20 protein-coding genes are annotated in these 13,058 nt (G+C 36.3%); 13 read left to right on the forward strand and 7 right to left on the reverse strand.

Translation table 11 applies throughout. From position 1 onward, the window contains the following. Nucleotides 1-7: 7 nt before the first annotated feature. Nucleotides 8-529, reverse strand: coding sequence for a CvpA family protein (locus C5L21_RS09155; RefSeq protein WP_004900200.1), 522 nt, complete (start codon nt 527-529; stop codon nt 8-10). Further along, nucleotides 526-930: a cell division protein ZapA gene (zapA, locus tag C5L21_RS09160; protein WP_004900204.1), complete on the reverse strand. Its 405-nt coding sequence runs from the start codon at nt 928-930 to the stop codon at nt 526-528. The genes C5L21_RS09155 and zapA overlap by 4 nt, the downstream gene beginning before the upstream one ends. A 72-nt stretch (nt 931-1,002) precedes the next feature. Between zapA and rnhC the strand changes: the two genes are divergently transcribed. The 3 genes from rnhC to C5L21_RS09175 all read left to right on the forward strand — a co-directional run bounded on the left by rnhC (nt 1,003) and on the right by C5L21_RS09175 (nt 2,954). Beyond that, a complete protein-coding gene (gene rnhC / locus C5L21_RS09165; RefSeq protein ID WP_048801701.1) occupies nt 1,003-1,929 on the forward strand; it encodes a ribonuclease HIII in 927 nt (308 codons plus the stop codon). A 30-nt stretch (nt 1,930-1,959) separates the two neighbouring features. Beyond that, nucleotides 1,960-2,256 (forward strand): AFWIR motif membrane protein, encoded by a 297-nt coding sequence (locus C5L21_RS09170; RefSeq protein ID WP_004907417.1) that lies wholly within the window; start codon nt 1,960-1,962, stop codon nt 2,254-2,256. A gap of 209 nt (nt 2,257-2,465) precedes the next feature. Then, on the forward strand, nt 2,466-2,954 hold the full coding sequence (locus C5L21_RS09175) for a hypothetical protein (RefSeq protein ID WP_004900212.1): 489 nt from the start codon (nt 2,466-2,468) through the stop codon (nt 2,952-2,954). 44 nt (nt 2,955-2,998) lie between these two features. On the opposite strand, the gene C5L21_RS09180 is transcribed toward C5L21_RS09175, so the two are convergent. Next, entirely contained in the window at nt 2,999-4,372 is a 1,374-nt protein-coding gene (locus C5L21_RS09180; protein ID WP_040189873.1) for a carboxylesterase family protein, read from the reverse strand. 21 nt (nt 4,373-4,393) lie between these two features. Then, entirely contained in the window at nt 4,394-4,978 is a 585-nt protein-coding gene (locus C5L21_RS09185) for a TetR/AcrR family transcriptional regulator (protein WP_004904292.1), read from the reverse strand. A gap of 169 nt (nt 4,979-5,147) precedes the next feature. Here C5L21_RS09185 and C5L21_RS09190 point away from each other — a divergent pair, with 169 nt between their 5' ends. Continuing rightward, nucleotides 5,148-5,660, forward strand: coding sequence for a ClbS/DfsB family four-helix bundle protein (locus C5L21_RS09190; RefSeq protein ID WP_004900220.1), 513 nt, complete (start codon nt 5,148-5,150; stop codon nt 5,658-5,660). 11 nt (nt 5,661-5,671) lie between these two features. Here C5L21_RS09190 and C5L21_RS09195 read toward each other — a convergent pair whose 3' ends face one another. Beyond that, on the reverse strand, nt 5,672-6,145 hold the full coding sequence (locus tag C5L21_RS09195) for a TspO/MBR family protein (protein WP_085699870.1): 474 nt from the start codon (nt 6,143-6,145) through the stop codon (nt 5,672-5,674). 115 nt (nt 6,146-6,260) lie between these two features. Here C5L21_RS09195 and C5L21_RS09200 point away from each other — a divergent pair, with 115 nt between their 5' ends. The 3 genes from C5L21_RS09200 to C5L21_RS09210 all read left to right on the forward strand — a co-directional run bounded on the left by C5L21_RS09200 (nt 6,261) and on the right by C5L21_RS09210 (nt 7,964). Beyond that, entirely contained in the window at nt 6,261-6,887 is a 627-nt protein-coding gene (locus tag C5L21_RS09200; protein WP_040176595.1) for an NAD(P)H-binding protein, read from the forward strand. A 44-nt stretch (nt 6,888-6,931) separates the two neighbouring features. Beyond that, nucleotides 6,932-7,273, forward strand: coding sequence for a hypothetical protein (locus tag C5L21_RS09205; protein ID WP_004900229.1), 342 nt, complete (start codon nt 6,932-6,934; stop codon nt 7,271-7,273). Nucleotides 7,274-7,427: 154 nt separating this feature from the next. Continuing rightward, nucleotides 7,428-7,964 carry a GNAT family N-acetyltransferase gene (locus C5L21_RS09210; RefSeq protein WP_085699868.1) on the forward strand — a complete coding sequence of 179 codons (537 nt, stop codon included), beginning with the start codon at nt 7,428-7,430 and terminating at the stop codon, nt 7,962-7,964. A 164-nt stretch (nt 7,965-8,128) separates the two neighbouring features. Here C5L21_RS09210 and C5L21_RS09215 read toward each other — a convergent pair whose 3' ends face one another. Both C5L21_RS09215 and C5L21_RS09220 read right to left on the reverse strand, forming a co-directional pair. Next, nucleotides 8,129-8,422, reverse strand: coding sequence for a hypothetical protein (locus C5L21_RS09215; RefSeq protein ID WP_085699867.1), 294 nt, complete (start codon nt 8,420-8,422; stop codon nt 8,129-8,131). A 50-nt stretch (nt 8,423-8,472) separates the two neighbouring features. Next, the gene (locus C5L21_RS09220; protein ID WP_004904307.1) at nt 8,473-8,667 is read right to left on the reverse strand and encodes a hypothetical protein; all 195 of its coding nucleotides are present in this window, start codon (nt 8,665-8,667) and stop codon (nt 8,473-8,475) included. Nucleotides 8,668-8,957: 290 nt separating this feature from the next. Between C5L21_RS09220 and C5L21_RS09225 the strand changes: the two genes are divergently transcribed. From C5L21_RS09225 to C5L21_RS09255, 6 genes are all read left to right on the forward strand, one after another. Beyond that, nucleotides 8,958-9,329, forward strand: a complete 372-nt coding sequence (locus C5L21_RS09225) for a helix-turn-helix domain-containing protein (protein ID WP_085699865.1) — start codon at nt 8,958-8,960, stop codon at nt 9,327-9,329. Between the two features lie 637 nt (nt 9,330-9,966). Continuing rightward, nucleotides 9,967-10,182 carry a DUF3923 family protein gene (locus C5L21_RS09235; RefSeq protein WP_004904312.1) on the forward strand — a complete coding sequence of 72 codons (216 nt, stop codon included), beginning with the start codon at nt 9,967-9,969 and terminating at the stop codon, nt 10,180-10,182. A gap of 151 nt (nt 10,183-10,333) precedes the next feature. Continuing rightward, complete coding sequence (locus C5L21_RS09240; protein ID WP_004900243.1) at nt 10,334-10,768, forward strand: hypothetical protein; 435 nt, start codon at nt 10,334-10,336, stop codon at nt 10,766-10,768. A 59-nt stretch (nt 10,769-10,827) separates the two neighbouring features. Continuing rightward, a complete protein-coding gene (locus C5L21_RS09245) occupies nt 10,828-11,340 on the forward strand; it encodes a DNA topology modulation protein (protein ID WP_004904315.1) in 513 nt (170 codons plus the stop codon). Between the two features lie 71 nt (nt 11,341-11,411). After that, nucleotides 11,412-12,161, forward strand: a complete 750-nt coding sequence (locus C5L21_RS09250) for a class I SAM-dependent methyltransferase (protein ID WP_085699861.1) — start codon at nt 11,412-11,414, stop codon at nt 12,159-12,161. A 200-nt stretch (nt 12,162-12,361) separates the two neighbouring features. Further along, the gene (locus C5L21_RS09255) at nt 12,362-12,865 is read left to right on the forward strand and encodes a hypothetical protein (protein ID WP_024047304.1); all 504 of its coding nucleotides are present in this window, start codon (nt 12,362-12,364) and stop codon (nt 12,863-12,865) included. Nucleotides 12,866-13,058 lie beyond the last annotated feature (193 nt).

Raw genomic sequence — 13,058 nt, forward strand, 5'->3', positions numbered from 1 at the left:
CATAAAATTATAGCCACCAATGATAAATTTGTTCAGCGAAAAAAGGGACATTGTCGAGGATCTGATTTAACTGGGGTGTGTTCAAGAACTGGTCTTGAATCCATGTATTTGGGACAACCGACAATAATTGGAGTGTGAAAAAAGCAATCACTGCACCAATAAAGCCGTAGAGGATACCACCAAGTACGCCATCAACCCACCCTAATAGCGGAATATGTCGAATAATTTTTAAGGAACGTAACACATAGTGACTGATTGCACCACCAACCATAAGTAATACAATAAACACTAGTCCTGAGCCCAAAAATTGTGTCCCGTGACTAACCACATCTTGTGGTACACTCGTTCTTACAAATTGCCCGTTCACGAAATTAGTTACTACTGAACCAACTGGCTTGGCAAATTTAATTGCTATATACCAAACAACAAACCAGAGCGCAATTCTTAATAAACCATTGACAAAACCATGTCGATAGCCGGATATAAACCATATTAAAATAAAAATGATGGCAGCGCCAAGTAAAATCATATTGAGGTTCCTTGTTTAAAAAGTTTATTAGTTGATCGTGCCTGGCTATCTTGCTTCGCGTGGTCAATAATTGAGCCAATCGCACTTTTTGATTCACGTCTTGTTGCCGGTTTCGTTGGTTGTTCACGCGCTGCTAACATTTTTTCTAGCTCAACAACTTGTTTTTTTAAGTTGTCTACTTCAGCTTGCTTATATAATTGATCTGATAATGCATTAAAAGTCAATAACATGGCTTGATCCATCGTTGAAATTTTAGGGGCAACAACTTTAATTTGTTGCCACTCCTTATTCAACAAAGTTTCTACTGCTTTAAAGTGTGGTAAGCTTGCCTGCCCTGAAATGATGTAGTTTTTACCAGCCAAATTTGCTTTATATTGTCGTTTCTCTTTTTGAGTTGCCATTGTATTATCCCTTATGATGTCCTACCAATTATACACCATATTTTTCTCAACAAAAACTGATATACTTATATTATGCAAATCGTTCTTCAAGTTTCTATACCACAACTTAAAAAAATGGCGGCCTATTACGCTCCTTACGCTGTTTCCAAAGCACCAAAAGGTGCAGTGTTTGCAGCTAAATTATCACAAGCAACAGTAACAGCTTACAAATCTGGTAAAGTCCTATTTCAAGGGAGCGGTTTTAAAGTAGAAGCTGCTCGTTGGCAAGACAATGCAAACCAGCCGACTCAAAAAATGAATGCTAGTCACGTAACGCCAGGTGCGACTATCCCAACTGATTTTGCTAATTGGTCTGTTATTGGGTCTGATGAGGTCGGTGCGGGAGCCTACTTTGGCCCACTGACAACAGCGGCTGTTTTCGTATCTAAAAATGACCTTGATTGGGTAAAAGCGCTGGGCATAGCTGATTCAAAAACTCTGACTGATGCCAAAATGCGGGACATAGCCCCTGAAATTATTCAACGCCTCCCTCACCATGTGGTCAATTTATTACCAGAAAAATACAATGCCCTACAGCCTCACAATAATGTTAATCAACTCAAGGCCATCTCACATAATTTTGCTTTGCATAAAGTCTTAGAAAAAATTGCGCCAATAACACCTGATGCCATTTTAATAGACCAATTCGCCCAAGCAACCACTTATTTCAACTATTTATCAAAAGCACAACAAAGCCCAGTCATTAGACAAAATGTTTATTTTACAACCAAGGGCGAACAGTACCATTTAAGTGTTGCAGCTGCTTCTATACTCGCTCGTGTGGTAGAATTAGATACTATGGTAGCTTTAAGTCACGAAGCTGGCATGACGCTCCCTATTGGAGCAGGAAAAGCTGTGGATTTAGTTGCGGCAAAATTAATACGTCAAGGTCAAGATTTAAATCACTTTGCTAAACTACATTTTGCAAATACGGCTAAAGCTAAATCACTCGTCAATTAAATTTATAACTTATATACTGGAGGCTCACTTATGTTTTTCATGTTATTCGTACCGCTACTTATTGTTTTATTTGTCGTTTATTTCTTCGCTTCTCTTTTTGCTAACACATTTGGTATTCTACCAAGATTGATTTTAGCAATTGTTTTTATTCTCTTAATCAGTTTTGTTATTAAAAACTTTTTCGCAGTGGTTGGTGTCTTGCTACTCATCGGCTTAGCTTTCTGGATCCGCGCAACATTTATTCAACCACCTAAACAACCCCATCACGACAGTCATGATCAAACATTTGATGGCGATTTTGAAGAAGTCGATAAAGATAAACATTAAAATCAAAAAAACACTTCGCGATAATTCGTGAGGTGTTTTTTAATGCATATCTTCTTTTTAAAACACACTAATAATTAATAAGCATTTTTCTTTATATTCTAAGTTCATTCTGATATGATTGTTCTATTGAACTATTTTAATTAGCATAGTTTATGTTTTCTTATGCACATAATTTCACAATTTATACATATCTGAAAGTAGTTACTATTATGAAAAATTACAAACCCACCTTACGCACATTAGTGCACCATCCGACAACGTTAGCTTTGGCTTTGGTAAGCACCATGGTCATGTTTATGTTGACTTATAATACCGTCATTCGCTATGGTTTCTCTTGGCCAATTTTATTAAATGTCATCAAAATTTATCCTCTGGCAGTTATTTTCATCTATTGCTTAAGGACTTATGTGACCTTACCACTGGTCATACGCCTGCACCACTACTTCCCAAAAGCTATTTCAAACAAAATTCCGCGTCATATCACTGTGCCTTTGCTGGTTATTACTGGTAACGTCTCGATTATGATGGCAATTCTTACGGAAACACATCGTCAGCTATATCCGCTGTTTTTACCTGGTTATATAGATAATTGGGCCAAAACCTTTTTTGTCGCTATTCCCTTATTCTTTTTTATTGTTCGACCCGCGATTATTTATATCTTTAACCATTTAAAACTGCGTTTTCCAAAAGTCGATTAAAAAAAGGTCTCCTTGACGTAAGGACACCTTTTTTTAGTTAACAGTTATTCAACTATTCTTTGAATTGAACTGGTTTTATTAAACACCATCGTCTCAGAATCATTTGACGTCAGTTTTGGCCATGTCAAGTTCGGTGCAATATTTGGATTGCCATACTTAATAAACTGATAGAAATAACTTTGCATTTGGTGTGCTAATTGCTGAGCTGATAACTGATCCATGCCAGCTAACATCGGCGCATTGTCCCACATTTCAAAATTATCAAATATAAACGGCAATTCGATACAATGACAAGCCAAAATGTTTGGGTCAGCTGCCGGATAGGCCATTACATATTGGAAAACATCATTATGCCTATCTGCCATTGCCTTAAACAGTCTGGATGTTGGTTCAGTAAATATCGTTGTTGTACTCGTTGCAATAAAATCTAAATAATCGGCTTTTTTACTTTGTGGTGTTTGATGAAAAAATGAGGTCGTCTCGTGCGTTGTCGTTCCGCCAAAGATTGCCACATGACCTTGCGCATGTCGCACAGCTTCAGAAATAATATCACCCTTTAACAGTTTGCCGTCAATCATTGGAATAAATCCAGTAGGAACATAATCGTGCGTCCGCTTTTGCATGGCTAACGTTACCGCTCCCTGTGCGGCAATTAATTCATCATCGGCCACATCTAATAGTTTTGAAGCTTGTTTGCTAGATAAATTAAAATGTGACAACAGTAGGGATGCGAGCAGTTGCGCATTTTCTTCCGATAAGGCTTCAACACTACCAGGAAAACTCATTAATCCAAGGCGATTAAAGAGTTGATAACTCTCGTCAGAAGCTAGTAAAGCTAAGCTGTACCAGGCTCCGGCTGATTGACCTGCCACTGTTACTTGTTCTGGGTCACCACCAAAGGCACTAATATGACGTTTTACCCATTTTAGGGCTGTGATCAAGTCATTCAAAGCTAAATTACCATCAGAGATGCCAGGTAATCGTAAGTTTCCAAAAACGCCTAGTCGATAATTAACGGTGACAACGACAACATCCCCATTCTCAGCTAAATGACGTGCATCATACCATGATAATGCCCCGCCACCTGTCAGAAATCCACCACCATGAATCCAGAAAAGCACAGGCTTTTTTCCTCTGACATCCGGTGTCCAAACGTTTAAGCGAAAAGCATCCTCACTTTGATTCTTTTCCCCTGGCTTAGAACCCATAACAGAGGCTAAACGATTTGGCCCTTGCTTGAATATCACACCAGGTTGCCTAGCATCTCGCACACCAGTCCAAGATATAGGTGTCCCGACATGCTTGAAACGCCCTTGATTACTGCCATATGGTACATCATAAAAAGCGCTTGTTTGCCCTTCTTTTGTTCCTAATAATTGCCCTTGTGAAATCGTAACTACTGTTGCTTCATCTGCCATTTTTTACCTCTTCACCTAATACTAGATCATAATACCTTTCATAAATGACGTGAGTATCACGTCAATCGATGCTGTGTCTAACGCTTTACCATAGAAGAACACATTCATATAAACATCACCGAATAGCATATCTAAGACCACATCGATATTAATATCTGCCTTAATCAGCCCATCATCAATGCCCCGTCTTAATAATTGACTTGCCTGCTGTCGTCTTGGCTCAAAGAAACGTTGGTGAAACTGGTCTAATAAGTCGCGATCTTCTAGAATCGCAGTGATTAGTGCACGGCCCAGCGCGCTATCTAAAACAACAGTCAATTCCACGATGACTTGCTTAAAATCATCTAGTAATGGTGCTTCCTGATTGAAAACCACATGATCATCAGCTGTATCAAGGAAGGTTTCAAGTAGTAAGTTTTCCTTGCTACCCCACCAACGATAAATTGTTGCCTTACCCACACCCGCTTCTTTTGCAATCCGTTCTATTGTTAAATTAGCAAATTTAAAATCTTTTAATAGTGTCATTGTTGCTGTCATAATTGCTGATTTGGCTGCTTCATCTCGTGGTCGACCTGCGTGTGTCATATTTGTGTTCAAATTATTCATTGTGACCTCCTTCTGCCACTAATTATAAAACGATACGTTTCGTTTTTCAAGAGAAGATTAAGCGTATAAAATAAGAACATCTTAATGTAGGTAATATCTGCTATAATATAAGTATAATCTCATAAAACCTTGCAAGCATATTTGTTTTATTTTAAGAAAGGATTTTTCCGTGCAGACATATGATAATAAAACAGCGCTTCTAAATGCCATTCAAAGTAATTATGCTAAATACATCAATGAATTTGAAACCATTCCTAATGCCCTGCAAGATAAGCGCATCGACGAGGTTGACCGCACACCTAGCGAAAACTTAGCATACCAGTTAGGTTGGCTGACCGCCATATTGCGCTGGGAGAGTGATGAACTATCAGGAAAAAAAGCCGAGGTGCCCGCACCAGGTTATAACTGGGGACATCTCGGTGATTTATACCAATCGTTTTACCAGACATATGCAGATATGACACTTGAGGACAAAATCGTTTTATTGAATCAGCGTGTCTCGGAAATTTGTGACATGATTACACGGTTACCCGATGAGGTACTCTTTGAAGCTAACCAACGTGACTGGGCATATACCAAGGCACAATGGCCAGTATGGAAATGGCTACACATCAATACTGTCGCACCGTTCAAAACTTTTCGCACCAAAATTAGAAAATGGAAAAAAGTTGCTTTAAGTTAAACTACTGACCATTAGTTTAAAATCAGAACAGCAATTGATAGATACGATGCAAACAATAGCCAAGCAAGATATGGGATTAGTAAATATTTTACGCGGCGTTGATCTAACACTAATAACCAAACAACTAAACTATCCATCACAACAATCATGATTGAGGCTAACCATAAATTGGCAAAAGAGAAGAACACCACCGTCCAAAGTATATTCAAAGTCAATTGACCATACATGGCATAATATATGACCTGCCTATTGGTTGTCACACTGCTAAGCTTGGCACAATAAATGCCAAGTAGAATATATAAAATACCCCAGGCAGGGCCAAATAGCCAGCGTGGTGGTGCAAGTGGTGGTAAGTTAAATTCGCCATAGACTTTAGCAATTGACACACCCCTAATCCACTCGACGCTAAATGACGATAAAGACCCTAAAATTAAAATAGCTACTGTAAACAATACAGCTTTCACTGGGACAGATAATTGTTTCATCATGATTCTCCTTTTTACTTTTCTATTCATCCTATTACTCTATTCTAACATTCGACGGCCACGTATTTTAAACTGATCACTTGGACAAGGCAACATTGTTAAGGAGGTAACTGATATGACCACAACCAAACAAAAAATCGTTATAGCTGGTGGTACTGGCTTTGTGGGACAAGGCATCATTAAACAACTACCACCACAATTATTTGATGTTCACAGTCTGTCACGCCATGGCCGTCAACCAAAGAATGGCGAGTCAACGACCTACCATGCCGTTGACTTTAATCAGCCTGATCAGCTACAAGCTGTTATCATGGATGCTGATTGGGTGATTGACGCAATTGGTATTCTATTGCCTAACCCTATCAAAAAACAAAATTACCAAAATAGTAGTTACGAACCGGCAAAAAAATTGATCGATGTTGTCGTGCAATCGCCAAAAACAAAATTTTTGTTTGTTTCAGCTAACACCGGTCCCTTCTTTATGAGACCCTATCTCAAAGCAAAACGTGCCGTTGAGAAAGATATGGCACAACTACTTCCTAAGCGTTCTTTTTCGGTTTACCCAGGAATTATTTTTGACAAAGATCGCACCAGTTCTTACCTACCTGGCTTAATGGTGGCTCGCCTGCGAGGCATATCTTACTTTTATAAGCTAAGGGCAATTCCTAGAACATACTTCGCTAAAGAAATTAAAAAAATATTATTAGGTCATCGTAGTGAATTACAACAGCGACGTGTGTAATCACGCGCATCCCTATCACGAGAAAAACTTTAAGGAGAGAAAACATGGATGAAAATGGCACAAACGTACCTGCTGAAGTGAAAGGCTGGAACTGGGGCGCTTTCATGTATAACATTTTTTGGGGTATTGGCAACAAAACCTATTTGCCTTTACTATGCTTAATTCCCGTTTTTAATTTTGTTTGGATTTTCGTATGCGGCTTTAAGGGTAATGAGTGGGCTTGGCAAAAGAATGATTACAAGGATGTGGCGACTTTTAAGGCCGTACAAGCCACATGGAACCGTGCTGGGCTAGTGCAGTTCGTTATTACAATTGCCGCTATGATTTTGTATTTCTTATTCTTTGCTGCCATGGTATCATCGCTTATCAATTATTCACATGATTAAAAATATCATGGTTAAATATCAAATGTGCAAATGCTTATCCACATTAAAAGATGTTCTAGAGGGTTGCGTATGACTGCAATAGAGTTGACTTAATCTATATTTTTCTTTAATTTCTGTAAATCATTATATGGCACATTAAAGAAAAGAGAAAAAAATGTTTATAGGTAAAAACGTTAAATTGTCACATTATCACGAAGATGATGCTAAAAAACTAGCTGAATGGCAGTGGGATGATGATTTCATTAATCCCTTGTGTAACGATATGATTCATCCTTATACGCCTGAAAATTGGGAAAAATTATTTCGTGAGGCCGCTGATAGTTATGAACGTGTTGAATTCACTGTCAGAAAAATTGACGATAATCGATTGATTGGTTTTGTCGATTTATTAGATATTAGTATTCGAAATCACTCGTGTGAACTAGGTATCGGCTTTCCGAGAAAAGAAGATCGCTCACAAGGCTACGGCTCTGAAACACTTGATTTAATTTTAGACTATGGCTTTAATAATTTGAATATGCATAAAATCAAATTATCTGTCTATCCCTTTAACATTGGTGCCATCAAAGCATACACGAGAGCTGGCTTCAACAAAGAAGGAAGCTCAAAAGATGAAGTATTTTATAATGGTCAATGGGTTGATATTGATCATTACGCTATTTTTCAAAATGATTGGTATGCTAGACAATAGCAATAAAAAGAACTGTGGATTAAGGCGTTTAATCCACAGTTCTTTTGTTCTTAATCAATAATATTAACAACTAACCGTTCCAACCTTTTGACATAATCAATGTAACACCACAATGCAATATCTACTGACCAATGATCTGAATAAATCGTAAAAAAAATAGCATACTAGTTGTTTTCGTTTAAGTATGTCACAATTTTTTTAATACTATCCATGTTTGTCAAATCAATATAAAATTTTCCATGTGTTGACATATTAATTGTTTTTGACAAAACCAGTTCCTTTAATTGTTCGTTCTTATCTAACAACATTAATACTTCTTTTTTCGACAAAGCCACCTGTTTTTCCGGCTCACGTTGAGCATAAAAATAATAAGCACGATTTTTACCAGCAGTGATATTGCCAATATTCCAAATTACATCTCTTATACTGCGCTTTTCGAAAATACCATACTTTGTCATACGATTGTATTATTGCTCCTACTAAATTTTTAATTAATTTTATTATAACACTAACTTTTCGAAACATCCCCTTGGTTAGCTTGCTTTAAATAACGGGCTAAATTTTGTCTAAACATGTGGTAATTACCAATACTAAAAGTTGCCTGTTCATAATCAATGTTGAATATTGGTTGATTAAAAAAATCATTGATGGCTTGCACTTCAACAATCGTCAATCTGAATTTTTGTGTGTCTTTTATGGCCATTTTTACTCTAACGCACAACAATAAAAAGTATATACCGTGACTACCAAACAAGCTTTTTTGTATCTGTCAGCGGTTAATCGTATTGTTGTGCTTTTTCCCTTTCAATAACTTTTTGTGTTTGGTATGATTAATGTGTATATTCTAAACACGTCACATATCAACGTTTATTAAATAAACAATTATTATTAATATAATATCATTTGATTACTAAATACACAAATCATTTTTCTTTCTTAACTTAAATTTATTATTTATTTTGTCAAACAACGAACTCAAAAGGTAATTATCACATGTCTAAAACTGCTGACCGTATTAAGCTATTACGAAAGCAAAAACAATTGACGCAAAGCGAACTAGCTAATATAATCAGCGCTTCGCGTATGGCGATTGCTAATTATGAAACAAATCGAAATACCCCTTCGCTTGGTATGCTTAGTTTACTAGCTGAAGCTTTGAATACAACAACTGACTATTTACAGGGCAAAACTGATAGTCCAGTTAGAAATTTGTCACAAGAGGCATTGCCAACTCATCCAAATGCAACACGTGTTGATCTGGCAGATAAACAATTGATTTTGTCTTACGAAGGACAAGACTTGTCGGATGATTATAAGCAAGCAATATTCGCTGTTCTTAAAACGATGCACGATGGCAACAAATGATAGTCATATTTCCTCTGAGCAGCAGCTGGTTACGGCCCATATAAACGCCACTTATCAAAAGATAAGTGGCTAAAAATCACGTATAATTGTTCATCGTTTATCTTTTTTTATTCATTGAACCTTTTTTGCGTACTGAACTATGATCCTTTGCAATACCGTCGTAGCACCTTTCCCTGCTTTTTTGTCATAATACTGCCGAAACCTGTCATCTTCAATATAGCTATACGAGAGAGTCAAACATTAATTTAAAAATACTGGTTTTCGTAAATTTTCAAAACGAAATGAAGGGTACTTATATGCAAAAAACAATATTACGGCTTATTACTGCTTCTCTTATAATACTTTTTATACTCACAATAGCGCGTTTATTCACTGGAATAGCCTTACTAACACAAATTGGATTAACACTTATTGCTTTTGAATGTATTATTTTTTCTGTACTAGACTTTTTCCGTAATAATCACTGCTATATCACGACTATAAGTGGTATTACGTCTGGCTTACTTATTTTATCCATGACTTGGCCATTTTTATAATATGCTCTTATGCACGTTATGGGACAGTTTAGTCTCCTCAATTCGTCAAATACAGTAAAAATTCAATCCATTACATCATTTCAGAAAGGATTTATCATATCATGAAACATAAAAAATGGTTTATTTTCAACATCCTTAGTAGTGTCTTATTTTTAGTTGTAAGTATTTTCTTATGGTTTCGACACGTCGATGGCTCTGGTGCCATTATGAATACAAAACTACGACTGTTAAACTTAGCTATTTGGTGCATATTTTTTACTATAATGGTGCTTGTTGAATTTATTATAATTCGGATTAGTAAACACGTGAACCAATAAAAATAGACTTATTTTTCTAATTAAGGTTAATCTAGTCAGACGCATTGATGACTTACAATTATAATTCTGCTAATAGCCAAAAATATTATACGCAATTAAAACACAAATTATGTGCTGGGCAATCACATAAAAAGGCTAAGGAGAATTGACTATGTTTCATATTCAGCCAACACCAATATCTTGGGTTTTATGGCTTGCTATGTTTGCTGTTCCTATCATTATTATTATTATTGGTATTGGTATTTATTTTGTCAGTCATAAAGCCAAGCTGGGGAACATCTTCGGAGTGATAGGCTTAATCGGTATTGTAGTAGTTGCATTACTCGGTGCTTCTTCAAAGTATTATAATTATACGCACTCGTCAAGCTATATCAAATCACAAAAATCATATCAACTGGAATATAATAATAATCAACAACGAGAGATTATCATCAAAGACTATCAGGGTAAAACTTTTTACCAACATACTGGTACATTTAGCTTTGATCGTAATGGTCACGGTGTCAATCTTGTCGATAGCAAGACGGGTAAAAAAACAGCTATTTACATTGGTGATAACGACACTGTGATTGTCACAGATAAATAACACCAAGTCATCGTTGTTTTTGAGTGATTACAAATCAAAGCATGAATAGGAGCATCATGTTGGCTAGCAAGAAAATCATAATTATCGGCTGTGGTGGTTCTGGAAAATCAACCCTAGCACGAGCGCTCAGCAATAAAATCAACGTACCTGTTTACCATCTAGATAAGCTTTTTTGGCGAGATAATTGGCAAATGACTAGTAAACCATATCAACAAAAAGTCATTAACAATGTGATTAGTCAGGATAATTGGGTCATTGACGGCAATTATGGTGCGACAATGACATTAAGAATCGCTGCCGCTGATACAATTATCTTTTTAGACCGAAATAGGTTTGTATGTCTATTAAATGTATTCAAACGTTTCATAAAATATAAGGGCAAATCTCGCCCAGATATGCACGATAACTGCCCCGAAAAAATTGACTTCGATTTTTTAAAATGGATTTTGACCTTTCCTGAAAAAAGAAGGCCTAGCATATATAAAATGTTATCTGCTAGTAAAGGATCCAAAAACATCGTTATACTAAAAAATAGTCAACAAATAAGACTTTTTTTGGCATCTTTTCACTAAAAAGCACTCATAGAGTGCGTACATATCACGTGCGGGACTCACGTTAAAAGCATTATTGGAGATGAAATAAGATGAACACATTAAAAAAACAAGGATTAGACGCACCAATCGTACCACTTTTGTATATTATTGCTGGCTTAGTTGCTACTAGCTGTGCTGTTATTTTTCGCAACAATTATAGTGGCTACTTATGGACGCTTTTATATGGCATCATTATGGTTCTGGGTGGCCTGATTTTCATACATACTTCAATGCGCGGGAAACACATCATTTGGGATAATATTTTATCTACCCTGACTATCCCTAATGATAGCAAAGTCCTTGATTTAGGCACTGGTCATGGGCTTGTATTACTAAAATTTGCATCACGTTTATCAGAAAACGGTCATGCCACGGGAATTGACCTATGGCGTAATCAAGACCAATCAAATAATAGTATTGAAAACACTCAAAATATAATTAAATCATATCATTTGGATAAAGTGGCAAGTGTGCAAACCGCAAACATGTTAGACCTACCATTTAAAAATAATCAATACGACTTTGTCGTTACTAGCTTAGCTTTGCACAACATTAAGCCAGCGACAGCACGTAAAGCAGCTCTGAATGAAGCGACACGTGTTTTAAAATCTGCCGGCACACTGGTGATTGTTGACACAGGACATAAGAAAAAAGAATATCTATCTATACTACAATCGAATGGCTTCATGATTCAAGAACAAAAAACTTACGGTATCATTGGCTGGTGGAGTGGTCCGTGGATGTCGACCTACGCGATTATTGCTACCGCACCAACAAAGCATCCTTTGAACAAAAGATGATAGTAGTAAACACTATATATTGGAGCATATAATGAATTTAGCAATCACTTTCATGTTTTTTTGCAGCGGTGTTTCTTTTTTAAGCATAGCCAAAGAAAAACACAATAAGGAATATAAGATAACTGGGTTTTTGATGATAATAGCTAGTATTATTAGCGCTTTAACTTACTTTTTCCATAAAATTTAGGGGTAATCAATTCATGAACATCGATCACTTGACAATTTCCAATATTTTAATTGCGCTTATCATATTAGTCTTTATCGTCAAAAGGCAACTAACCATCCATGTCATTAATTTCAAAATAAAATTGTATATTATTTTAATCGTGGTTGGTTTATCGCAATTTACAAAAATCCACAATCTAGATATTAATTCAAATTTCTATCTGTTCGTTACGCTATCCTTGCTAACAGTTGTCATATCAGGTATTCTAAGAGCTTTTTCAAGTAGAATCTTTCTCAACACTGAGGGTGTGATTGTTCGACAAGGAACCTATTTGACACTCCTACTTTGGCTACTAACTATTGCGGCTAAATATTCATTTAGCAGTCTCTGGCAATATAGTTCTCTGTCAATATTAGTCACATTAGGCCTCTCGTTGATGGTTCAGCGTGGCACAACATGGCTGTTAGCCAGCACAAAATTCCCTGAAAATATCACGATTACAAAGCAATTTTTAATTGACGCAAAGAGAAAAAAATAAATCATCAGTACTTAGATAGACAACATAAAAATGAATTGATTCTTCAACTTTAAACACTACAAAATAAAAATCAAACTCAAATTTACTAACAAAATTAGTGGATTTGAGTTTGATTTATTTTTAAGTGGTGTGTAAACACTACTTTTAGTAGCCATAATATCTCTTTTTAGGTAGTTGTTTGATCATCAATTAA

This window comes from Leuconostoc citreum (assembly GCF_004354555.1).
In the GTDB taxonomy this organism is placed as follows: domain Bacteria; phylum Bacillota; class Bacilli; order Lactobacillales; family Lactobacillaceae; genus Leuconostoc; species Leuconostoc citreum.